We start from the raw sequence: 22,585 nt of genomic DNA, 5'->3' as shown, positions 1-22,585 counted from the left end.
TCGGGGGGTTCGGCCGACGATCAGGTGAGTGCCCGCACAATGGTGTCAACCACGTCCGCGGCCAGCTGGCCGTCCGGGTCGTAGTCCGGGTCGAACACCGTGACCTCCAGCCCGAGGCAGCTGTCCTCGCTGGTCAGCTCGCGTACGAGCTGCTCCAGTTCGCTGTGCGCGATGCCGCCCGGGTCGGGTCCGTCGACGGCCGGCATGACCGACGGATCGAGGACGTCGACATCCACGTGCAACCAGAACCCGTCCACCTGCGTGAGTTGCTCCCCGACCCACTCGACCGTCCGGTTGGCGCCGGCCGCCCGCAGCTGCGGAACGGTCCGGTAGGCGATGCCGGCGGCGGTGAGCTCGACGCGGTGGGCGTCGGAGTCGCGGATGCCGAGCACGGCGACGTCGGGCTCGGCCACATAGGGCCGCAGCCCGTCCACGTCGGTCAGGTCCGGCTGCCCGCGCCCGGTCACCAGCGCCAGGTCCTCGCCGGCCGCCGCGCCGACGTAGGGCGAGTTGCCGGGGTGGCGGTAGTCGGAGTGCCCGTCGATGAAGACCAGGCCGTAGCGGGCGTCGTCGCGCTTGCCGCGCCGGCGCATGGCGAGGGCCGTACCGAGCAGGATCGAGCAGTCGCCGCCGAGGACAAGGGGCCGGTAGTCGGCGTCCAGGAGGGCGTTGACGCGGTCGGCGAGCCGCCGGGAGTACCAGGCGATCTCGGCTGCGTGGCAGACGCCGTCGCCCGGCTTCCAGTCGCCGGGGTCGTAGCGGGGGGCCGTGAGACAGCCCGCGTCGTGCGCGGACAGGCGGGAGACCAGCCCGTGGTCGCGCAGCGCCCCGGGTGCCTTGGCGCACCCGGGGACGGCGGTCTGGGTCGGTGGGCGCAGCCCGAGGTTCGACGGCGCATCGAGCACGGCGAGCTGTCTCATGTGTACTAGAAAAGCACTGTCATGAGCTGTCTGCGGGCCTTGGCGACAGCCGGGTCGTCCGGAGCCGCGAGTCCGAAGAGCTCGACGAGGTGTTTGCGCACGATTTCACGTTCGGCGCCGCTGGTCCGCGAGACGAGCGCGATGAGGCGCGCGTAGGCCGCGGCGGCCTCGCCGGTGAGCACTTCGAGGTCGGCGGCGAGCGTCTGGGCCGCCAGGTCGCCGGGCGCGGCCTCGGCCGCGGCGAGGGAGGCCTCGATGTCGGCGCCCTCGGTGCGGCGGAGCAGCCCGACCTGCGCGAGGCCGGCCTCGGCCTCACTGTCGCCGGGGTTCTCACCGAGGTACTTGCGGTAGGCGGCCTCGGCGGCGTCGTAGTCGCCCTCGGCGAGCTTGTCCTCGGCCTGGACCAGGCGCGGGTCGAGAGGGACCTCGGCCTGCGGGGCGTCGACCCCGGCGGCGTTGAGGAGTTCGGCGATCCACTGGCGCAGACCCGGCTCGGGCTGCGGCCCCTCGAAGGCGTTGACAGGCTGGCCGCCGACGATGGCAATGGCCGTCGGGACGGCGCGAACACCGAACGCCTGGGCGAGCCGCTGCCCGCCGTCGACGTCGACCTTCGCCAGAGTCCACAGTCCGCCGCCCTCGGCGGCGAGGCGTTCGAGCACCGGTACCAGCTCGGCCGAGGAGGGATCGCCCTCGACCCAGAACAGGACGACCACCGGCGTGCTCATCGAACGGTCGATGATCTCGCTCTGGAAGGTCGCCTCGGTGACGTCGATGACGGCGACTCCCCCACCGGCGGAGGCGCCGGCCTGCGGGGACGCCTGCGGCGCGGGCCGCGGCGTACCGAGTCCGGAGAGGTCGACGGCTCCCCGGGTGAAGATGGAGTTACCTAGGTTGGGCTGCGTCATGGCGTTAAGTCTTGCACTTTCCGCGCGTCGACCGTGGTCCGGGCCGTGCGCGGCAAGGCGCGCCGAGCGCGGGCCTGGAAGACTGCGCGGATGCGTGTGCAGATCGAACCCGACCTGGCCGCGTTCGCGGCCGGCGCGCTGCCGTTCCTGCGGCGCGACACCGCGACCGGCAACGTCATCGCCGCAGGCGTCCGCGCCCGCCTCGACGGGCTCACCGACCTCGAAGCCGACGCCATGTGGCTGAGCGTCCTCGACGACGGCGAACTCGTCGGCGTCGCCATGCTCACTCCCCCGCACAAACTATGCCTGCCCGGCCTCCCCGAACCGGTCGTCGTCGCGCTCGCCGACGCCCTGTGCGAGCTGCGCCCGGATCTGCCGGGCATCACCGGCCCCCGCGCCGCGGTCGAGCGCTTCGTCGCCCGCTGGAGCGTCCGGATGGGCGCGCCGGCCCGCCGGGGCACCTCACGGACGGTCTACGAGCTGACCGAGCCGCTCATTCCCGACGGCGTCCCCGGGAACGCGAGGCGGGCGGTGCCGGCCGACCGCGAGCTGCTCGCCGACTGGTTCGAGGCCTTCACCCGCGACGTGAACGGGCCGGTCCGGCGCACCCGCCGGGAGCGCCTGGACATCGTCGACCGCCGTGTCGATCGCGGCCTGTTGTGGCTGTGGGAGGACGCGGGGACACCGGTGTCGATGGCCCTGCGCTTGGACGCCGTCGAGGGCGTCTCGCGGATCACGGCGGTCTACACCCCCGACGAGCACCGCGGCCGGGGATACGCGGCGGCGTCGGTGTCGCGGCTGTGCGCCGGCCTCCTCGCTACGGAGGAGGTCGAACGCTGCATGCTGTACGCCGACCAGGACAACCCGACCAGCAACGGCGTCTACCGCCGCATCGGGTTCGTACCGGCCGTCGAGGCGGTCGACTACTCCTTCGGCTGAGGCGGGAAACCCCGGCGCACCGATGATGAAGGCCGGGGCCGGCCCGCTCTCGCGGACCGGCCCCGGCCGGTGTCTCTCACGGGCGCCAGGTGCCCCAGGGCGCCTCAGGCGGACTTGTCCCGGCGGATGCGCGGGCGCTTGACCATCCGGTCGCGCGGCACGATCGTCGGGTTGACGTTCTTGAGGACCACGTCGCGGGTGATGACCACCCTCGCGACGTCCTCGGCGCGGCTGGGCACCTCGTACATCACCGGGAGGAGGACCTCCTCCATGATCGCGCGCAGGCCGCGAGCGCCGGTGCCCCGGAGCATGGCCTGGTCGGCGATCGGTTCGAGGGCGTCGTCGTCGAAGACCAGTTCCACACCGTCGAGCTCGAACAGGCGCTGGTACTGCTTGGTCAGCGCGTTGCGGGGCTCGGTGAGGATCTGGATCATCGCCTCCTTGTCGAGGTTCTTGACCGTCGTCATGATCGGCAGCCGGCCGACGAACTCCGGGATCAGCCCGAACTTGAGCAGGTCCTCGGGCATGACGTCGGCGAAGATGTCGTCGGATGACGAGTCGTCGACGGTCCGCAGCTGCGCGGCGAAGCCGATGGTGCGCTTGCCGATCCGCTGGTCGATGATCTGGTCGAGGCCCGCGAAGGCGCCACCGCAGATGAACAGCACGTTGGTGGTGTCGATCTGGATGAAGTCCTGGTGGGGGTGCTTGCGGCCGCCCTGCGGGGGGACCGAGGCCACGGTGCCCTCGAGGATCTTCAGCAGCGCCTGCTGCACGCCTTCACCGGACACGTCGCGAGTTATCGACGGGTTCTCCGACTTGCGGGCCGCCTTGTCGATCTCGTCGATGTAGATGATGCCCGTCTCGGCGCGCTTGACGTCGTAGTCGGCGGCCTGGATGAGCTTGAGGAGGATGTTCTCCACGTCCTCGCCGACGTACCCGGCCTCGGTCAACGCGGTGGCGTCGGCGATGGCGAAGGGGACGTTCAGCATCCGCGCGAGGGTCTGGGCGAGGTGTGTCTTGCCGCTGCCCGTCGGGCCGATCATCATGATGTTCGACTTGGCCAGCTCGACGCCCGAGTCGCCGCGATGGGCGGACGAGGCCTCGACCTGGACGCGCTTGTAGTGGTTGTAGACCGCCACCGCGAGGGACCGCTTCGCGTGATCCTGACCGACCACGTACTGGTCGAGGAACTCCACGATCTCCTTGGGCTTGGGCAGCTGCTCCCACTTGACCTCGCCGGCCTCGGCGAGCTCTTCCTCGATGATCTCGTTACATAGGTCGATGCACTCGTCGCAGATGTAGACACCGGGTCCGGCGATGAGTTTCTTGACCTGCTTCTGGGACTTGCCACAGAAGGAGCACTTCAGTAGCTCGCTCTCTCCGATGCGAGGTGCCACCTGGGTCTCCCTGCCGTCTCAAGCACCGGGCTGGGCTCGCCCGGCGTCGCCTGTCCGCTCCTGTTTGACCGTACCTGGTCGTCAAGCCATCGACCGCATTTGCGGCCATCGCACCGGGGCGAAGGAGTTCATCGCCCCGGCGGATGAGCTTAGCTCGCCGATGCGACCGCGTTCTTCTTCCGCGAAGTGAGCACGCTGTCGATCAGACCGTACTCCTTGGCGTCCTCGGCCGTGAAGATCTTGTCCCGCTCGATGTCCTTGCGGACCTGCTCCTGGGACTTGCCGGTGTGCAGGGAGAGCACGATCTCCAGCTGCTTGCGCATGCGGAGGATCTCGCGGGCCTGGATCTCCATGTCGGAGGCCTGGCCGAAGGTGCCCTCGGTGGCCGGCTGGTGGATGATGATCCGCGAGTTCGGCAGGGCGATCCGCTTGCCCGGGGTTCCGGCGGCGAGCAGGACGGCGGCGGCGCTGGCCGCCTGGCCCATGCAGACCGTGCGGATGTCGGGGCGGACGTACTGCATCGTGTCGTAGATGGCCATCAGCGCGGTGATGGAGCCACCGGGCGAGTTGATGTACATCGTGATCTCACGGTCGGGATCGTTGCCCTCGAGCACGATCAGCTGGGCCATGATGTCGTTGGCGGAGGTGTCGTCGACAGGAGATCCGAGGAAGATGATGCGGTCCTCGAACATCTTGTTGTACGGGTTCATCTCCTTCACCCCGTAGGACGTCTTCTCGACGTACGACGGGATGATGTACCGGTTCTGCACGGCGGGCGCTCCCGCGATACCGGTGACGGCCCTGTGCAGGTTGCTCTGGCTGAAGATCTCTGACACGTCTATATCCCTTACCCGTTCGACGGCAGCTGCGCCGCACCCGTCACGACACTGTCGATGAATCCGTAGTCCTTGGCCTCTTCGGCGGTGAACCAGCGGTCGCGGTCGGAGTCGGTCTCGATCTCCTCGACCGTACGCCCCGTGTGGTGCGCTACCCGCTCCTGGAACATCTTCTTGGTGTACAGCATCTGCTCGGCGAGGATGGCCACATCGGACGCCGTTCCGCCGATGCCACCCGACGGCTGGTGCATCATCACCCGCGTGTGGGGAAGCGCGGTCCGCTTGCCCGGCGCTCCGGCGCACAGCAGCAGCTGCCCCATCGAGGCGGCCATGCCCATGGCGAGCGTGGCGACGTCGTTGGGGATGAACTGCATCGTGTCGTAGATGGCCATACCCGCGTAGACGGAGCCACCCGGCGAGTTGATGTACAGCTGGATGTCGCGCTCGGGGTCCTCGGCGGCAAGCAGCAGCAACTGGGCGCAGAGCCTGTTGGCAACCTCGTCGTTGACCTCGCTGCCGAGGAAGATGATGCGCTCCTTGAGCAGCCGGTCGAACACCCTGTCGTCGAGACTGCCCGTCTCGGCGGCGCGGGCGACGATCGACGCATTCGGGATGATCAGATCGCTCATTGCGCCCTCTCAGGTCCGTAGTAGAAGTCTTGTCGCATCAGCGACCCTAGTCGGTGACGGCCCGAAAACCGGTCGTGGCGGGCGTTTGTTCGCTGTCAGCGCAGCAGACCCGCGAAGCGGAATATAACCCGCGAGAGGCCTCGCGCGGCCGGGGTTTCCTCGGGCTGTACCGGGTGACACCGTGGTGGCCGCCCGGGCGGGCGGTCACGCGAAAACCGTTCGCGAGCCCGGGCGCGCCGCGGTGGCGTGCCGGAGGCGAACGCCGACGGCGGCGGCCTCCCTCGCGGGTGACCGCCGCCGTCGAAGCGCGCGGTGGCGCCTGCTACTTGCCGTCGTCCTCGCCGTCGGCCTGGCCCTCGTCGTCGCCGTCGGCCTGGGCGGCCTGCGCCGCCTCGGCCTCACGGGCCTCACGACGGCCGGGGAACAGCTCGTCCTCGCCCAGGGTGAACCCCGCGGTGTCGGTGACGGTGGCGGCCTCGATGACCGACTCCAGCGCCTTCGAGCGGCGCAGGTCGGCGACGAGGCTGCGCAGCTGGCCCGAGCGCATCAGCTGGTCGGCGTACTGCTGGAGCTGCTCCTGCGGCACGCCCTGGCGCTGCGCCTGCTGCACCACGGCGAAGGTGAGCTCCTGGTCGGTGACCTCGGTGTTCTCCGCGTCGGCCAGCTTGTCGAGGACGAGCTGGTTGCGGATCGCGATGCCGGCCTGCTCGGCGAGCTCGGTCTCGAACTGCTCGACGGTCTTGTCCTGGCGGGCCAGGAAGTCCTCGAGAGTGGAGTCGAGCTGCTGGATCTGCTCGACGAGGTGGCCCTTGCGGTGCTCGACCTCGTCGGAGACGACGCCTTCGGGGGTCGGAACACCGGCGGCCTCGACGAGGACCTCGGCGGCCTTGACCCGGATCTGCTCGGCGCGGGCCTGCGCGGCGCGGGTGGTGAGGTTGCCGCGCAGTTCGGCGCGCAGTTCCTCGATGGTGTCGTGCTCGCTGGCGAGGGTGGCGAACTCGTCGTCCAGCTCGGGGAGCTCACGCTCGCGCACGCTGCGGACGGTGACCTCGACGTCGGCGTCCTGGCCGGCGCGGTCGCCGCCCACGAGCTTGGTGACGAAGGTCTTGGTCTCGGCGGCGCTCATGCCGACGAGGGCCTCGTCGAGGCCGTCGAGGAGATTGCCGGCGCCGACCTCGTGGGAGATGCCGGTGGCCGAGCCGCCCTCGATCTCCTCGCCGTCGACGGTGGCGTTGAGGTCGATGGAGACGAAGTCGCCTTCGGCGGCGGGGCGCTCGACGCCCTTGAGGGTCGCGAAGCGCAGGCGGAGGCTCTCCAGCTGCTCGTCGACCTCGGAGTCCTCGACGTTGAGCTCGTCGACGGTGATCGTCAGCGTGCTCAGGTCGGGGAGTTCGAAGGAGGGGACCACGTCGACCTCGGCGGTGAAGGTCAGCGGCTGGCCGTCCTCGATGTCGCCCGGTTCGATGGTGGGCCGGCCGAGGGCCTTGATGTCGTGCTCGTTGATCGCGGCGACGTACTGCTCGGGGAGAGCCGCGTCGATCGCCTCGGCGAGCACCGCACCGCGCCCGACACGCTGGTCGATGATCCGCGCCGGCGCCTTCCCGGGCCGGAAGCCGGGGATGCGGACCTGGGCACCGATCTTCTTGTACGCCTGACGCAGCTGCGGCTCAAGCTCCTCAAAAGGCACCTCGACGTTGAGTCGAACCCGAGTTTCGCTCAGGGTTTCAACGGTGCTCTTCACAGGCGTGACTCCTTGGTACGTGGCATTGGTGAGTGTTGTGCGTGGCATGCGGTGTCGTCGAGGGAGCATGCGGGCCCCGCCCGAGTCTAGGCCACGGAAAAAGGACTCCCCATGGAGCATGACCGATGCCACCTGTGAGGTCGGCGTCGGCCGGGTGAATGGTCGGGACGACAGGATTTGAACCTGCGACCCCCCGCTCCCAAAGCGGGTGCGCTACCAAGCTGCGCCACGTCCCGAAACCGTGCGAGGCACGGGCTTTGCGTCCGACCCGCGGCGCGGCGGCCGAAGATGCCGCGCCGGGTGCAGGAGCCGGGGTCCGCGAGGGCGGTCACCGACGGAAGGAAGCGTACAACACGGCCCGGAGGGAGTCGTGGGGGTTATGGGCGGGGTGGGGGCACGCATTGCGCACCGACCCTCACCGACCGCACCATGAACGGTGAGGCGCGTGACGGCGACGCCGGAGAGGAGTCCCCTCATGGACGACCGGACGGCTCGGGCGCCCGGCCGCCCCGAACGCAGGACCGTGCTGATCGTCGCCGGGGTGACGGCTGCGGTGGTAGTGGTCTGCGTGCTCGGTGTGGTCGCCGGCAACCTCGTGAGCGGCGGCAGGGAGGAGCCCTCACCCACGACGGCGGTCAGCTCTCCGGCGGCGGTGGGGCCGGAGGAGGAGCCCACCCCGGTGGTCCTGGAGATGCCGGACGTGGTCGGCCAGAACGCCGCGGTGGCCCGCGACGAACTGGAGAGGCTCGGCTTCACCGATGTGGAGTTCGGCTCGGCCGACGAGGGCGACAGCCTGGTCATCATCGCGGCGAACTGGACGGTCGTCGAGCAGTCCCACGAACCCGGGGCGCGGCTGGCCGCCGACGCGGTGATCGTGCTGACGTGTTCCAAGAAGAAGTGAGTCCATGAAGAAGCCCCGCAGCCTGTGAGCTGCGGGGCTTCTCTTCTGAGCGGGCGACGAGAATCGAACTCGCGTAATCAGTTTGGAAGACTGAGGCTCTACCATTGAGCTACGCCCGCGAGCGGTACCAGACTAACCGGTAGTCCCGAGGCTTCGCGACCGGGTTACGGCGTCGAGGTTCTCCGCCGGGTTGTGCGCGGCGTTTGGTGGGGTGGCGGCTCGTCCGGGGGTTGGGCGGCTTCGGCTTCGGCTTCGGTCTGTGGTGCTCGCGGTCGTCGCCCGGCTGGGTGGCTCCGCCCCCAGCACCCCCGCCGGGACTGCGTCCCGGACCCTGCTGAGCACCGCCCCAGACCCGTCCAAGGGCTCCGCCCCTGGACCCCGCTGGGAGGCTTCGCCCCCAGACCCCTGACCAAGGACTCCGTCCCTGGACCCTGCTGGGGCGTTGCCCCAGACCCCACCAGGAACTCCGTCCCTGGACCCGGACCTGCGCCTGGGTTGCGGGCCCTGGGTGGGGTTTGCGTGCCCGTGGGTGGGGTGGGGTGGGGTGGGGCGGCAGGCCGGCTGGGGGCCGGCCTGCTCGCGTGGGCTCGCTGTCGTGGGCCGCTCGGGCCATGTGGCCCGCGTCTGTGGGGACCTCTGGTGGGCCCCTGCTAACCCAGCAGTTCGGACATGCGGTACAGCGCGCGCAACCGCACGCTCTCACCCGCAAGGTTCTCCAGACCGCCGGTCTCGCGGTCGATCACGCACAACGCCGTAGTGACCTTGGCCCCGCCCGCGCGCAGTTCGCGGACCGCGTCGAGGATCGCCCCGCCCGTGCTCACCACGTCCTCCACGATGAGCAGCCGCATCGCGTCGATCCGGCCGCCCTCGGCCAGCCGGCACGTGCCGTACGGCTTGGCCTCCTTGCGCACGAAACGCATCGGCAGACCGGTCCGCATCGACAGCGCCACCGCGATCGGGATGCCGCCGAGTTCGAGTCCGGCCAGGGCGTCGATGTCGGAGGGCACCAGCGGCGCGAGCGTCGCGGCGATCTCGTCGAGCAGCTTCGGGTCGGACTCGAAGAGGTACTTGTCGAAGTACTCCGTCGACGTGGCACCTGACCGGAGCGTGAAGCTACCGGTCAGGTGCGAACGCGCGTGAATGCGCGAAGCCAGATTGGCCATCAGGCTTTGAGCGGCGGGTTGTCCGCGTCGAACAGGTCGCGCTCGGCCAGCCAGTTGTACAGCGGCACGTCCTTCGGCCAGTGGCCCCAGTGGTGGTCGCCGTTGTCGCTGATGCCGTCGAGGAGCTGCTGCTGAACCGGGTCGAGGTCGTTCCACCACGGCTGGTTCGGCAGGTCCTTGACCTCGTCGCGGACGGTGATCCAGCGCGGGGTGTACCCGAAGAACACGACCTTTCGGGTCACGTCCGAGTAGTTGTCCGAACGCGCGTGCCAGATCCGGCGGTCGAAGAAGATGACGTCACCGGCGTCGGCGGTCACCTCGATCGCTCCGGGCGGGTCGGGCCACTCCATGTCCCGCTTGGGCGGACCGTCGATCCAGTTCGCCTTGTGGCTGCCGGGAATGACCTTCAGGTTGCCGCGACCGGGCTCCGAGACGTCGGAGAGCCAGTAGGCCAGCTTGACCGACAGGCGCGGACGCGGGTCGGTCTCCAGCTCGCGGTTCTGGCGGCCGCCGTCCTGGTGCCACTCGAACCGCGGGGGACGCCGGCCCGGGATGGGCGGGTGCTTGTCCAGGTGCGAGTGGTAGACGTGGACGTTCCAGCCGATCATCGACCAGACCATCGGGAAGGTCTTGGGGTGGTTGAGCAGCGGTGCGAGTTCGGGGCAGCTGGTCACAGCCGAGAGCTTGTGCATGGAGCCCTGCGGGCTCAGCTGACCGGCGGCCTTCTCTTCTTCGTAGACGCGGTCGATGCCCGCGGCGTACGTCGCCACTTCTTCGGCGTTCAGGGCGCCCTTGAGCATGATGAAGCCGTCGCGCTCAAAGTCCTCGCGCTGCTCTTTGGTCATGCCGAGCGTCTGTGTGGGGGTAGACAACGTCGTTCCTCCTGTAAAGGGGTCCGTAATAGAGACGGTCCCAGGGGAGGTTTCGTTGTATCAGACGCCGACAAAGTTTCGTGTGTTGGACCACTGATAACGGCCCCCGGCCGCCACAGGGGTCACATGAGCCCCTGTATCCAATCCAGTCCCTCGGCGATCGCCGTGACGTCCTTGAGGTAACCGATACCGGCCAGCACCAGGAAGGCGGCCGTCAGCAGGTGCGACAGGCGCGCGCTTCCGCGACGCCGGCGCAGCACGCGCGAGTACAGGTAGTACCCGGCGATGCGGGCCGCGCAGAACACGCCCACGGCCACCAGGACCACGAAGAGGAAGAACACCAGGTGCGTCACGAAGGAGCCGGCCTTGTTGTCGAAGGCCCAGATCCCCCACGCGACGAAGGTGAACAGGCCCGCCGCGATCGACAGCTCAAGCCCACGGCGCGAACCGCCGAGGCGGCTGTCCGGGCCGAACCACGCCACCTTCTCGCGGTGCGGAAGGTCGGTGAGCGTCTCGTACTCGGCGTGCGGCGCGGTGTGCGCCGCACGCTGCGGCGGGACCGTCGCGCGGCCGCGCATGGTGGGACCCGCCGGGGAGACCGGCGGCCCGCTGACCGGGCTCTCCCGCGGCGCCTGGGGCGTGCGCGGGATGGGCTCGGTGCGGGTCTCCTCGCGCATCGGATGCAGTCTCCGGGTGCGCGCCGTCTCGTGCGGGTCCTGCGGAGGATGTGGCAGACGTCGAGTCGGTTCCCAATCGCCTGAACCCTGTCTCCGACCCTGGCTCATATCCACCCCTCCGGTCGATCGTGCTCGGCCGCTGGTTCCAGGTTAGCCGGGCAGTGCCGGAAGCTCCCGGGTCCGTTCGTACTCGCCCAGTTGCCCGATCCGCCGGGAATGCCGCGCCTCGCCGCTGAAGTCCGTGGCGAGGAAGGCCTCCACGATGGCCACCGCCTCGTCGGCGCCGTGCATGCGGGCGCCGATCGAGACGATGTTGGCGTCATTGTGCTGACGCGCCAGGCGCGCCGTCTCCTCGCTCCAGGCCAGCGCGGCCCGAGTGCCCGCGACCTTGTTCGCCGCGATCTGCTCGCCGTTGCCGGACCCGCCGATCACCACACCGAGGCTGCCCGGGTCGGCGACGACCTTCGCGGCCGTGGCCAGGCAGAACGGCGGGTAGTCGTCCTCGGCGTCATACGCGTGCGGGCCGACGTCGACCACATCGTGGCCGCTTTCGCGCAGGTGCTTGGCGAGGTGCTCCTTGAATTCGTATCCGGCGTGGTCGGAGCCGAGGTAGACGCGCATGTCGAATCAGTTCTCCAGTTGGGCCAGGACGAGCCCGGCGCGGGCCTTCGGGGTGAACCAGGTGCTCTTGCGGGGCATCTTCAGGCGGTCGAGGTTGACCGCGATGAAGTCTTCGACGGTGACCGGCGCGATCAGCACGGCGACGTCGGCGCGGCCGGCGTCCACCTCGCCCACCAGCCACGAGGGCGGGTAGTCGCCGCCCACGTACGTGACTCGCTTGTCGCCCGGGTCGAGATCGAGGGCGCCGCGCAGGAACAGCCGCTCGACCAGCGCGTGGTCGAGCTGGTCGACGACGCTGCCGTCGCCGGTGGGGAGAGTCACATCGAAATGGCGACCGCCGGCGTACAACCGCACCGGATCACCGACCGCCGGAACCGCCGCCGGTCCCTCGACCTCGACCACGTCGACACCCGCGCCGTGCAGGGCGGCGAAGAGGTCGTCGAGCGAGACGGGAAGCTTCGCGATCAGACGGTGGTAGGGCTGGATCGCCACCGACTCCGGTGTCGTGACGACCGCGAGGAAGCGCGGCAGCTCACCGATCTGCGCGGCGAGGCTGCGGTGGTTGCCGTCGGCGACGATGAGGTCCCCGCCGGTGGCCAGGTCCAGGAGCGCGTCGGCCGCCGGGCCGGTGACCGGCCAGATCTCGTGGCGCCGGCCGGCCGGATCGACGTCGACGGCGGCGGGATCGCCGAGGGTCGCCGACAGCTCGGCGAGCGCCGCGTGCAGCTTCTCGCCGGATCCGGTCTGCATCAGCAGGACCGGGGACAAGAGGTGTCCGAGCTCGGCGGTGAGCGCGGCCCGCTGGCGGACCTTCTCGATGAAGACGTCCTCGTTGCGGATGACCAGGCCCGGTTCGTCGGCGGTGGTGGAGATCTGGTCGGTGTCGACCAGGCACCACACGCCGTAGGCGGGCTGCTCTCCGGCGCCGCCGGAGATGCGGTAGACCACGACGACGTCGTCGTGGCCGGTGTAGCGGCCGGCGGCCTGAAGCGCCGCGAGGCGCTCGGCTGCCTGCGGGAGGCTCTGCTCGAAGGACAGCCCGGCGGCGAGCGCCTCGGGTGTCAGGTGCGGCATTTCGACCGCGAGCGCGGAGGCCGGATTGGCGGTGATGATGTCAGTGATTTCGGCGTCGTCGGCGAACTCGTCGTAGTTCTTGGCGCCGGTGTCACCAGTGGTCGACAGCCAGGCGTTCTTGATCGGGTGCGCTGCTCTGCTCACCCGGTGAGGGTAGCGATGAGAGCGAGCGAGGCTCACCTCGGTGCCTCTGCGCACTCGATCCACCACACACCCGGCGGCCGGTGTCCGCACAGTGAGCGATCGTGTCAGACTCGCGGGGACCATCAACCTCACGAGGGAGTCGCAACGTGGCGGGGACCCGCATTCTCAAACAGACCGACGCCGCCGAGCGGGCCCGCCTTCTAGAGGTGGCCTCCTATGACGTGGCCCTCGACCTGACCGTCGGCGACAAGACCTTCGTCTCGCTCACGACCGTCGAGTTCGGTTGCTCCGAGCCCGGTGCGAGCACCGAGATCGAGCTCGCCGCGGAGAACATCCGTTCGGCGACCCTCAACGGGGAGCCGGTCGACACCGCGGGCTACACGCCCGAGGCGGGGCTGACCCTCACTGGTCTGGCCGCCGACAACACTCTCGTCATCGAGGCCGACTGCGCCTACAGCACCGCCGGGCAGGGCCTGCACCGCATGGTCGACGGTGTCGACGGTGAGGTGTACCTGTACTCGCAGTTCGAGGTGGCCGACGCGCAGCGCATGTTCGCCTGCTTCGACCAGCCGGACCTGAAGGCGGAGTTCACGCTGCGCGTGACGGTTCCCGAGCACTGGCGCGCGATCTCGAACATGCCGGTCGCCTCGGAGGAGCCGCTGGAGAGGGCTTCCGCCGGCGAGGGAAGAGCGGAACGGAGCGCAAGCGGCTCCCAGAGTGCTTCCGGGCGACCGAGCGGCGGATTTACTCTGCCCAAGGCGAAGGTGGTGCACTTCGAGAAGGCCCCGCGCATGAGCACGTACCTGTACGCGCTGTGCGCCGGTCCGTACCACGAGGTGACCACCGAGCACGACGGGATCGTCTACGGCCTGTACTGCCGTGAGTCGATGAAGCAGTACCTCGACGCCGAGGGCGTGTTCGAGATCACCCGCCAGGGTTTCGACCACTTCCACGCCAACTTCGGGGTGCGCTACCCGCTGCCGAAGTACGACCAGGTCTTCGCACCCGAGTACAACATGGGCGCGATGGAGAACTACGGCTGCGTGACGATCGCCGAGGCGAGCTACCTGTTCCGTTCGCAGGTCACCGACTTCGAGCTGGAGCAGCGCGCGAACGTCATCCTGCACGAGATGGCGCACATGTGGTTCGGCGACCTGGTCACCATGCGCTGGTGGGACGACCTGTGGCTGAACGAGTCCTTCGCGGACTGGGCCGCGCACTGGGCCAACGTCGAGGCGACCAAGTACAGCGAGGCGTGGACGACCTTCCTGTCGCTGCGCAAGACCTGGGGTTACCGCCAGGACCAGCTGTCCTCGACGCACCCGGTCTACACCGACATGCCCGACCTAGAGGCCGTCGCGGCCAACTTCGACGGCATCACCTACGCCAAGGGCGCCAGCATCCTCAAGCAGCTGGTGGCCTACGTGGGCATCGAGCCGTTCCTGGCGGGTCTTCGCGACTACTTCGGCAAGCACCAGTGGGGCAACGCGACCTTCGGTGACCTGCTGTCGTCGCTGGAGTCGGCCTCGGGCCGCGAGCTTCGCGAGTGGGCCGCGCAGTGGCTGGAGACCATGCAGGTCAACACGCTGCGCCCGGAGGTCTCGGTCGACGGCGACGGGAACTACACGTCCGTCGCGGTCCGCCAGGAGGCTCCGGCCGACTATCCGACGCTGCGCACGCACCGCATCGGCGTGGGCCTCTACGACCTCGTCGACGGCAAGCTCGTCAAGCGCGACCGGATCGAACTCGACGTGGCCGGTGAGCTCACCGAGATCCCGGGGCTGGCCGGTGTGCGTCAGCCCGACGTGCTGCTCCTCAACGACGAGGACCTCACCTACGCCAAGATCCGCCTCGACGAGCGTTCGCTGGCCACGGTCGTCGACCACGTCGCGGCCTTCGAGTCCTCGCTGTCGCGCGCGCTGGTGTGGACCGCGGCCTTCGACATGGTCCGCGACGCCGAGATGGCCGCGAGCGACTTCGTGCGGCTGGTCGCCAGCGGCCTGCCCGCCGAGCGCGACATCAACATCGTCACGGCGATCCTGCGTCAGGTCGGCACGGCGATCTCGCTGTTCGCCACGCCCGAGCACGCTCCGGAGCTGCGCGCGCTGGCGGCCAAGGCGGCCAAGGACGCGATGTCGGCCGCCGAGCCCGGCAGCGGCTTCCACCTTCAGTGGACGAAGGCCTTCGCCGACCTGGCCCGCGACGAGGCCGACCTGGCCATGCTGCGCGGTTGGCTCGCGGGCGAGGGCGTGCCGGCGGGGCTGTCCGTGGACACCGACCTGCGCTGGCACCTGATCATCGCGCTGGCCGGCAAAGGGGCCGTCGGGCGCGCCGAGATCGACGCCGAGCTGGAGCGCGACAACACCGCCGACGGCCAGCGCAAGGCCACGATCGCGGGCGCGTCCCTGCCCGACGCCGAGTCGAAGGCGGCCGTCTGGGAGCGGCTGACCACCGACTCGGAGCTGGCCAACTGGGCGCAGCGGTCCATGCAGCTGGGCTTCTGGCACCCCGACCAGCTGGAGCTGACCGCCGACTACGTGGTGAAGTTCCTCGCGTCGGTGCCGGTGGTGTGGGAGATGCGCAACACGACGGTGGCCATGGAGTACGCCTCCATGGGCTTCCCGCGCCTCTACGTCGACGAGAAGACGCTGACCCTGGTCGACGCGTGGCTCAGCGAGGGCGACCGCCCCGACGCGATGCGCCGTTTCATCGCCGAGGGCCGCGACGACATCGCCCGCGCCCTGCGGGCCCGTGCTCGTGACGCGGTGACCGGATAGCACGAAGCGAAGGGGCGCCGACCTGGGTCGGCGCCCCTTCGTCATGCTCGGCACCTCATCCCCGCGAGGCCGCCCGCGCCGGCCCGGCCGGTGCGTAAAGTCCTTCGCAAAGCCGGACCGACACCGACCACCGACCCCTCGGAGCAGCAGTGGCACACGTGCACAACCTCACCCGCGACGAGGCCGCCGAGCGCGCCCGCCTGCTCGCGGTCGACTCCTACGACGTCGACCTCGACCTGACCGTCGGTGACGAGCTGTTCGCCTCGCGGACCGAGCTGCGCTTCTCCTGCACCGAACCGGGCGCGGAGACCTTCGTCGAGCTCAGCGCCGAGGCGATCGCCTCCGCCGTCCTCAACGGACGGCCCGTGGACGTGTCGGAGTACTCCCCCACGGCCGGACTGCGCCTGCCGGGGCTCGCGGCGGTCAACCATCTCGTGATCGACGCGCGCGTCCGCTACTCGCGTGACGGCCAGGGCCTGCACCGTCTCGTGGACCCCGTCGACGGAGAGGTCTACCTCTACACGCACTTCGAGTCCAACGGCGCGCAGCTGATGTACGCCTGCTTCGACCAGCCCGACCTGAAGGCGACCTTCACGCTGACGGTCAAGGCGCCGGCGCACTGGCGCGTCATCTCGAACATGCCCGTTGCCGCCGACACCGCCGAGGGAGACGCGCACGTGGTGGCCTTCGAGGAGGCGCCGCGCATGAGCACGTACATCACCTCGCTGTGCGCCGGTCCGTACCACGAGGTCCGCGACGAGCACGACGGCATCGACCTGGGCCTGTACTGCCGGGCCTCGATGGCCGGGCACCTCGACGCCGAGGAGCTGTTCGCACTCACCAAGGCCGGCCTGTCCCACTTCAACGACAACTTCGGGGTGCGCTATCCGCTGCCGAAGTACGACCAGGTCGCCGCCGCCGAGTACAACTCCGGCGCCACCGAGCACTTCGGCGCGGTCACCTTCGCCGAGGAGTACTTCGTCTTCCGCTCGCAGGTCACCGATGCCGAGCGGGAGTTCCGGGCCTACGTGATGTACCACGAGATGGCCCACATGTGGTTCGGCGACCTGGTGACCATGCGCTGGTGGGACGAGCTGTGGCTCAAGGAGTCCTTCGCGACGTGGGCCGGGTACTGGGCGACGGCCGAGGCGACGCGCTTCGGCGACGCGTGGACGACCTTCCAGGTCGGCGGCAAGAACAGCGCGACGCGGCAGGACCAGCTGTCGACCACCCACCCGATCCGCGCCGACATCCCCGACGTGGCCGCCGGCCGCGCCAACTACGACGCGATCACCTACAGCAAAGGCGCGAGCGTCCTCAAGCAGCTCGTCGCCTACGTCGGCCTCGACGGCTTCCTCGCCGGGCTGCGCGAGTACTTCGCGAAGCACCAGTGGGACGTCGCCGGCTTCGCCGACCTGCGCGACGCGCTGGAGCAGTCCTCCGGCCGCGACCTCGGCGAGTGGTCGGCGCGCTGGCTCGGCACGGTCGAGGTGAACACCCTCGCGCCGCGGTTCGCGCTCGGCGAGGACGGCGCCTACACGTCCTTCGCCGTCGTGCAGACCGCGCCCGAGGCGGGCCCGACGCTGCGCACGCACCGGATGGCGATCGGCCTCTACGACCTCGACGGCGGCGAACTGAAACGGCGCCGCCGCGTCGAACTGGACGTGTCGGGAGAGCGCACGGAGGTGCCCGAGCTGACCGGCGAGCGGCAGCCCGACGTGCTGCTGCTCAACGACGACGACCTCACCTACACCAAGACGCACCTCGACGACCGGTCGCTGGCGACGGTGTCGGCGCACATGAACGCGTTCACCGAGCCGCTGCCGCGCGCGCTGTGCTGGAGCACCGCGTGGAACATGCTGCGTGACGGGCTGATGCCCGCGACGGACTTCCTGCGGCTGGTCGCCGAGCGGCTCCCCGGCGAGTCGCACGACGGCATCCTGTCGATCATGGGCCGTTTCGTGCGGCTGGCGCAGAACTGGTACACCCCCGAGCCGGAGCAGGCGCGGGCGCGTGAGCTGCTGGCCGCCGGAGCCCTCCGCGCGATCGAGACCGCACCCGAGGGCGGCGGCGCGCGGCTGACGTGGGTGAAGACCTACGCGGCCAACGCGCGCGGCGCCGAGGACATCGCCCGCATCCGGGGCTGGCTGGACGGCGACGGCGTCCCCCCGGGGATCACCGTCGACTCCGGGCTGCGCTGGACCCTGATCCAGGGACTCGCGGCGGCGGGAGCGGCCGACTCGGCCGTCATCGACGCCGAACTGGCCCGCGACGACACAACCTCCGGCCGCGACAGCGCGGTGACCGCGCGGGCGGCGCTGCCCGACGCGGTCGACAAGGCGGTCGCCTGGTCGGCGATCGCGCCGCTGGAGGCGCCCAACAGGCTCCAGCGGGCGACGCTCGCCGGCTTCTGGCGCGCCGACGACGTCGACGTGCTGCGCCCGTACGTGCGCCGGCACCTCGACCTGATCGCGGAACTGGCCGCCGCCGGGCAGAACGAGCGGGCCTCGGAACTGGGGCACACCACGCCCTTCCTGCCCGCCGAGCGCGCCACGGTCGAGACCATGGACGCCTGGCTCGCCGACACCGGCAGCCCGGCGCACCTGCGGCGACTGGTCACCGAGGGCCGCGACGAACTGGAGCGGGCCCTGCGCGTCCGGGGCGAGTGGCGATGACAGCGATCTTCGAGGCCACCGTGCCCGACCGCGTCGGCTACCTCGACCGGGCCGCGGCCTCGGAGTCCGGTCGCGCCTACAAGCCGCTGCTGCTCGACGCCCTGGAGATCGGTCCGGGGCACACCGTCGTCGACCTCGGCTGCGGCCCCGGCACCGACCTGGCGGCGATGGCCCGCGCCGCCCGCGTCTACGGGATCGACCACGACCCGTCGATGGCCGGCCCGGCCGCCGAGCGCGTCCGGGCGCTGCCGGATGTGGAGGTCGTGATCGGCGACGTCCACGACCTGCCCTTCGGTACCGCCACCGTCGACCGTGTCCGCACCGACCGGGTCCTCCAGCACGTCGCCGAGCCATCGCGGGCGCTCGCCGAGGCACGCCGGATCCTGCGTCCGGGCGGCCGCCTGGTGATGGGCGAGCCCGACTGGGAGACCCTCGCCGTCGACCATCCCTCCCCCGAGATCGCGCGGGCCTACACGCGCTTCGTCGCCGAGCGGGTGGTCCGCAACGCGGTGATCGGGCGGCGGCTGGCGAGGCTGGCCGCCGGTGCGGGCTTCGAGGTCGCGTTGGTCCTGCCGGTGACCTCGATCTTCCGCGATGCCGGCGCGGCCGACGAGATCCTGGGATTTCGCCGCGTCACCGGCCGCGCGGTCGAGGCCGGGTACCTGAGCGCGGCCGAGGGCCGGGCGTTCCTCGACCACCTCGCGGCGGGCCCGTTCTTCGCGTCGCTGACCCTCTTCGTGACCGTCGCGATCGCGGCACCTGGGGCGATTGCCCGCGGCCGGTAGCCTGCGTCGGTTCCCACACGTTCACGGAGGAGACCGATGAAGCGCCGCCCGTCCCGATCCGCGACCACCGCTCCGGTCATGCTGGCCGCCCTGGCGATGGCGGGCCTGCTGGCCCTCAGCGCCTGCGGCGAAGAGAAGACGCCGGCGCTCGACACGCCGTCGGACGGTCCCTCGGCCTCCGTGTCGGCGCCGCAGGACCCCTCCTCGTCGACGGCCCCCGACCCGACGGCCGTCCCGAAGACGAAGGAGGGGGCCGCCGCCCGCTTCGAGGACTACCTGCACGCCCTGGGCGCCGGTGACCTCGACACCGTCTGCGAGATCGCCGGACCCGCCGCCGAGAAGGCGCAGGAGGACGGGCTCGGACCGTGCAAGAGCACCTTCGGGGTCGTCCTCGGCATGATCAGCGAGGAGCAGTCGGCGGCCCTGCGGACCGCGACGGTCGACACCTCGAAGCTCGTGATGAGCCCGAACGGGAAGGTCGAGGTCCCGGTCGAGGCCGTGGTCGCCAACGTGGAGTTCGGCCAGAGCGACCTCGGCGACTACACCCTGTCCTACCAGGACGGGAACTGGTTCATCGTGGACTAGGGTGTGTCCTGGTGATCTTGTGGGTGCGAGGCGAGGCTCGTTTTTCTTCTGGCAAGCCGTTCTTGCGCCCTGGTACCGGTGTTGTACCTGGGCGAAGGAACGGTGCCGCCAGGGGGAGAACGAGTCCGCCGCAGCCCCGCAGTGATCACCCGGACACGCCCTAGCCGCCCGGCGGACGCGAGCCGCCGGGCGGCCGGCGCGTCGGCTAGTCCGGGCTCGGAGTCGGGCTGGAGGTCACCGAGTCGAGCAGCGGCCTGCTCAGCGCGCTGGCCGCGACCACCCCGCCGAAGCCGAGGACCACGCAGGTCGCCAGGGTGATCAGTCCCGAAGGACTGAACGCGCCCGCCGCCGCGAAGGGGACTCCGCAGAAGATGCCCACGAGGATCGCGCCACCGCCCATGACGAGCAGCGGGATGCGGGTCTCGATGGCCCTGGCATGGTTGAGCACCTTCAGCGGCGTCCCCGCCAGTCGCAGCAGGCCGTAGGTGCGCCTGCGGTCGAGCACCGAGGACGCGCTGGCGATCCCCGCGCTGGCGATGGCGACCAGGAAGGACACGATCAGCACGATCCGCACCCCGACCTGGACGTCGCCGAGCAGGATCCGCCCCTCGGCGGCCTGGTCGGAGTCGGCGATCGGGGCCTGCCCCGGGACCACGCCGGTCAGCGCCGCCTTCGCGCGGTCGACCGTGGCGGGGTCGTCGGCGACGGTCACGGCGATGTAGGCGTAGTCCTTCCCCGACTCGGCCACCTCGACGCCCCCGTCGATCCCCTTCGCGGCGAGCACGGCCGTCACGTCGTCCACGGCGGACGCGTCCTCGGCCCGCAGGCTCAGGACGGTCCGGTCGCTGTCGGTGGTCTCAAGCGTTGCCGGGCTCAGCAGACCCACGAAACCGGCCACGAAACCGGTCAGCGCGACCCCGGCGACCGTGCGCCAGGCGGCGCGCGGGTCGTCGACGAGGCGTCGGGCGGCGAGCAGTCGCGCGGGTCCGCGCGCGAAGGCGGCGCTGATGCGGCCGATGATCCCGACGACCCACGGCCCCACGAGGTTGATGGCGAGGAAGACCGCGCCGAGCACGATCATCACCATCATGGCGCCGGTCCCGGCCGTCACGAAGGAGGCGGCGATCAGGGCCGCGGCGAGCGCGACGAGCCGGATGGCGCGCAGGCCGGGCGGTGTCTGCCGTTGGGCGACGCCGAGAGGGCTGACGACGACCCGGCGCAGCCCGATGGCCGCGCTGACGCCGGTCAGGACGGGCACGGCGGCCAGCACGGCGAGCAGCCAGGGCAGGCCGACCCACAGGTCGGAGGTGAACCAGGTCTGGCCCTGCATGGGGATCTGCGCGAGTCCGGCGAAGCCGGCCAGGTAGACCAGGGCGCCGAGGACCGCGCCGATGACGGCGGTGAGCACGGCCTCGGCGACGGTCATGGAGACGACCTGGCCCGGTGTCGCGCCGATCAGCCGCAGGGCGGCCAGCCTGGTGTCGCGCCGGGCGACCGTCAGGCGCGCGGCGGCCGCGCCGAAGATGAGCAGCGGCGCCACGACCATCGCGGTGGCCATCTTGAGCAGCAGGTCGTAGATGACGGTGTCGAGGGAGGGCGCGCCGCCGAAGTCGGCGATGTGGGTGGGCACGGTGCCGGGGTCGACCGGGGCTCCGTCCGGGACGGTCAGGAAGGGGTCGGCGGCCTCCAGTCCGAGGACCGCGACGAGCTGCCCGGGCGCGGCGAGCACCGAGCGGTCCAGGCCGCCGGTGCGGGCGGGGAAGCGGTCGGCGAGCTGGTCGGCGGGGGTGGAGGCGAGCAGGCCGGTCAGGTCGGGTGAGGCGTAGAACTCGCCGGGTTTCGGGAAGGCGGGCAGTCCGGGCGGGACGGGTGCCGCCGGGTCGAGCGCCGCCAGGCGGATGACCGTCACCGGCTTGTCCTGGAAGTACTCCACGCTGGTGGACTGCACGGCCGTCGCCGACTCCGGCGAGGTCGGCGAGGGGGTCTGCCAGGCGGCCCGTTCGGCTCGCGCGGCGAAGGCGCCGTTGGCGGCCAGGGCCGCCAGGAGCAGCATCGTGGAGACCGCGACGGCGACGACGGTGAGGAGCGTGCCGAGCAGGCCGTGGCGTCCGGCGCCGCGCAGGAGGCGGAGGCTGATCGCGAAGGACTTCACCACTGGCGGGCTCCGTGTTCGTCGTGCCGGACGCCCGGGGCGGCCGGTGCGGGTCCGGTGGGGACGTTTCCGGGGGAGAAGGCGATTGCCGGGCGGGCGGTGGGGGCGGAGCGCGGGGGCGCGGCGCTCGCACCGCCGCGGATGAGCCCGTCGCGGACCTCCACGACACGGTCGCAGGCGGCGGCGACCGTGGGGTCGTGGGTGACCATGACGAGGCAGGCGCCCTGTTTGCGGGTGGACTCGGTGAGCAGCCGCAGGGTGTCGGCGCCGGTCGTCTGGTCGAGCGAGCCGGTCGGCTCGTCGGCGAAAACGACCGCGGGTTCGCTGATCAGTGCCCGCGCGATCGCCACCCGCTGTGCCTGGCCGCCGGAGAGTTCGCCGGGGCGGCGCTGTTCGAGTCCGCCGAGGCCGAGCGGGGCGAACCACTCGGCGGCGCGCGTGACGGCGATGCGTCGCGGCACCCCGTCGAGCATCAGGGGCAGCGCGACGTTCTCGACCGACGGGAGTTCGGGCAGGAGCTGGCCGAACTGGAAGACGAAACCGAAGCGGGTTCTCCGCAGCACGCTGCGGCCGGCCTCGCCGAGGTCGTCGATGCGCTTGCCGTCGAGCGTCACGCGGCCCTCGTCGGGTCCGAGGATTCCCGCGAGGCAATGCAGCAGGGTCGACTTGCCCGAGCCGGAGGGGCCCATGATCGCCACCGACTCGGCGCGGGCGACCTGGAAGTCGACTCCCGCCAGGGCCGTGGTGGTACCGAAGCGTTTGACCAGACCCGAACCGGCCAGCACGGCCGGC

Annotated in this window: 17 protein-coding genes, 2 tRNA genes and 2 pseudogenes; 6 read left to right on the top strand and 15 right to left on the bottom strand. The window is 70.7% G+C overall.

Annotated features, from left to right (window positions below; genetic code table 11):
• Nucleotides 1-35: 35 nt before the first annotated feature.
• A pseudogene (locus AB0I28_RS10595) lies at nt 36-920 on the bottom strand (arginase family protein); the annotation flags it as partial.
• Between the two features lie 5 nt (nt 921-925).
• Nucleotides 926-1,825, bottom strand: coding sequence for a tetratricopeptide repeat protein (locus AB0I28_RS10590; RefSeq protein WP_357491756.1), 900 nt, complete (start codon nt 1,823-1,825; stop codon nt 926-928).
• A 90-nt stretch (nt 1,826-1,915) separates the two neighbouring features.
• Between AB0I28_RS10590 and AB0I28_RS10585 the strand changes: the two genes are divergently transcribed.
• Nucleotides 1,916-2,764, top strand: a complete 849-nt coding sequence (locus AB0I28_RS10585; RefSeq protein ID WP_357491754.1) for a GNAT family N-acetyltransferase — start codon at nt 1,916-1,918, stop codon at nt 2,762-2,764.
• 104 nt (nt 2,765-2,868) lie between these two features.
• On the opposite strand, the gene clpX is transcribed toward AB0I28_RS10585, so the two are convergent.
• The 5 genes from clpX to AB0I28_RS10560 form a co-directional block, all read right to left on the bottom strand.
• Complete coding sequence (gene clpX, locus AB0I28_RS10580) at nt 2,869-4,161, bottom strand: ATP-dependent Clp protease ATP-binding subunit ClpX (protein WP_357491752.1); 1,293 nt, start codon at nt 4,159-4,161, stop codon at nt 2,869-2,871.
• 149 nt (nt 4,162-4,310) lie between these two features.
• Nucleotides 4,311-4,949 carry an ATP-dependent Clp protease proteolytic subunit gene (locus tag AB0I28_RS10575; RefSeq protein WP_357491988.1) on the bottom strand — a complete coding sequence of 213 codons (639 nt, stop codon included), beginning with the start codon at nt 4,947-4,949 and terminating at the stop codon, nt 4,311-4,313.
• A 59-nt stretch (nt 4,950-5,008) separates the two neighbouring features.
• Nucleotides 5,009-5,626: an ATP-dependent Clp protease proteolytic subunit gene (locus tag AB0I28_RS10570; RefSeq protein WP_357491750.1), complete on the bottom strand. Its 618-nt coding sequence runs from the start codon at nt 5,624-5,626 to the stop codon at nt 5,009-5,011.
• Between the two features lie 322 nt (nt 5,627-5,948).
• Complete coding sequence (tig, locus tag AB0I28_RS10565) at nt 5,949-7,367, bottom strand: trigger factor (RefSeq protein WP_357491748.1); 1,419 nt, start codon at nt 7,365-7,367, stop codon at nt 5,949-5,951.
• A gap of 159 nt (nt 7,368-7,526) precedes the next feature.
• Nucleotides 7,527-7,603 (bottom strand) — tRNA-Pro (locus AB0I28_RS10560).
• A 239-nt stretch (nt 7,604-7,842) separates the two neighbouring features.
• Between AB0I28_RS10560 and AB0I28_RS10555 the strand changes: the two genes are divergently transcribed.
• Nucleotides 7,843-8,268 (top strand): PASTA domain-containing protein, encoded by a 426-nt coding sequence (locus AB0I28_RS10555; protein ID WP_357491746.1) that lies wholly within the window; start codon nt 7,843-7,845, stop codon nt 8,266-8,268.
• A 48-nt stretch (nt 8,269-8,316) separates the two neighbouring features.
• Here the strand turns inward: AB0I28_RS10555 and AB0I28_RS10550 are convergent.
• The 6 genes from AB0I28_RS10550 to AB0I28_RS10525 all read right to left on the bottom strand — a co-directional run bounded on the left by AB0I28_RS10550 (nt 8,317) and on the right by AB0I28_RS10525 (nt 12,819).
• A tRNA-Gly gene (locus tag AB0I28_RS10550) sits at nt 8,317-8,387 on the bottom strand.
• Nucleotides 8,388-8,918: 531 nt separating this feature from the next.
• Nucleotides 8,919-9,431 (bottom strand): orotate phosphoribosyltransferase, encoded by a 513-nt coding sequence (pyrE, locus tag AB0I28_RS10545; protein WP_357491744.1) that lies wholly within the window; start codon nt 9,429-9,431, stop codon nt 8,919-8,921.
• Complete coding sequence (locus AB0I28_RS10540) at nt 9,431-10,303, bottom strand: phytanoyl-CoA dioxygenase family protein (RefSeq protein WP_357491742.1); 873 nt, start codon at nt 10,301-10,303, stop codon at nt 9,431-9,433. Before AB0I28_RS10540 ends, pyrE begins: the two co-directional genes overlap by 1 nt.
• A gap of 122 nt (nt 10,304-10,425) precedes the next feature.
• Nucleotides 10,426-10,980 (bottom strand): hypothetical protein, encoded by a 555-nt coding sequence (locus tag AB0I28_RS10535; protein WP_357491740.1) that lies wholly within the window; start codon nt 10,978-10,980, stop codon nt 10,426-10,428.
• A 150-nt stretch (nt 10,981-11,130) separates the two neighbouring features.
• Nucleotides 11,131-11,601, bottom strand: coding sequence for a ribose-5-phosphate isomerase (locus AB0I28_RS10530; RefSeq protein ID WP_357491739.1), 471 nt, complete (start codon nt 11,599-11,601; stop codon nt 11,131-11,133).
• 6 nt (nt 11,602-11,607) lie between these two features.
• Nucleotides 11,608-12,819 carry a DUF1015 family protein gene (locus tag AB0I28_RS10525; RefSeq protein WP_357491737.1) on the bottom strand — a complete coding sequence of 404 codons (1,212 nt, stop codon included), beginning with the start codon at nt 12,817-12,819 and terminating at the stop codon, nt 11,608-11,610.
• 146 nt (nt 12,820-12,965) lie between these two features.
• Between AB0I28_RS10525 and pepN (AB0I28_RS10520) the strand changes: the two genes are divergently transcribed.
• From pepN (AB0I28_RS10520) to AB0I28_RS10505, 4 genes are all read left to right on the top strand, one after another.
• Nucleotides 12,966-15,596 (top strand): aminopeptidase N, encoded by a 2,631-nt coding sequence (gene pepN, locus AB0I28_RS10520; RefSeq protein ID WP_357491735.1) that lies wholly within the window; start codon nt 12,966-12,968, stop codon nt 15,594-15,596.
• A 158-nt stretch (nt 15,597-15,754) separates the two neighbouring features.
• Nucleotides 15,755-18,271: an aminopeptidase N gene (gene pepN, locus AB0I28_RS10515; RefSeq protein WP_357491986.1), complete on the top strand. Its 2,517-nt coding sequence runs from the start codon at nt 15,755-15,757 to the stop codon at nt 18,269-18,271.
• On the top strand, nt 18,268-19,056 hold the full coding sequence (locus tag AB0I28_RS10510) for a methyltransferase domain-containing protein (RefSeq protein ID WP_357491734.1): 789 nt from the start codon (nt 18,268-18,270) through the stop codon (nt 19,054-19,056). The genes pepN (AB0I28_RS10515) and AB0I28_RS10510 overlap by 4 nt, the downstream gene beginning before the upstream one ends.
• Before the next feature lie 36 nt (nt 19,057-19,092).
• Complete coding sequence (locus AB0I28_RS10505; protein ID WP_357491732.1) at nt 19,093-19,641, top strand: hypothetical protein; 549 nt, start codon at nt 19,093-19,095, stop codon at nt 19,639-19,641.
• A 205-nt stretch (nt 19,642-19,846) separates the two neighbouring features.
• On the opposite strand, the gene AB0I28_RS10500 is transcribed toward AB0I28_RS10505, so the two are convergent.
• Both AB0I28_RS10500 and AB0I28_RS10495 read right to left on the bottom strand, forming a co-directional pair.
• Nucleotides 19,847-21,796, bottom strand: a complete 1,950-nt coding sequence (locus tag AB0I28_RS10500; RefSeq protein WP_357491730.1) for an ABC transporter permease — start codon at nt 21,794-21,796, stop codon at nt 19,847-19,849.
• 137 nt (nt 21,797-21,933) lie between these two features.
• Nucleotides 21,934-22,560, bottom strand: a pseudogene (locus AB0I28_RS10495) (ABC transporter ATP-binding protein); the annotation flags it as partial.
• Nucleotides 22,561-22,585: the final 25 nt, after the last annotated feature.

The sequence above is a fragment of the Phytomonospora sp. NPDC050363 genome (genome assembly GCF_040655735.1).
Taxonomy (GTDB): domain Bacteria; phylum Actinomycetota; class Actinomycetes; order Mycobacteriales; family Micromonosporaceae; genus Phytomonospora.
This window is presented reverse-complemented; position numbering and strand designations above follow the sequence as displayed.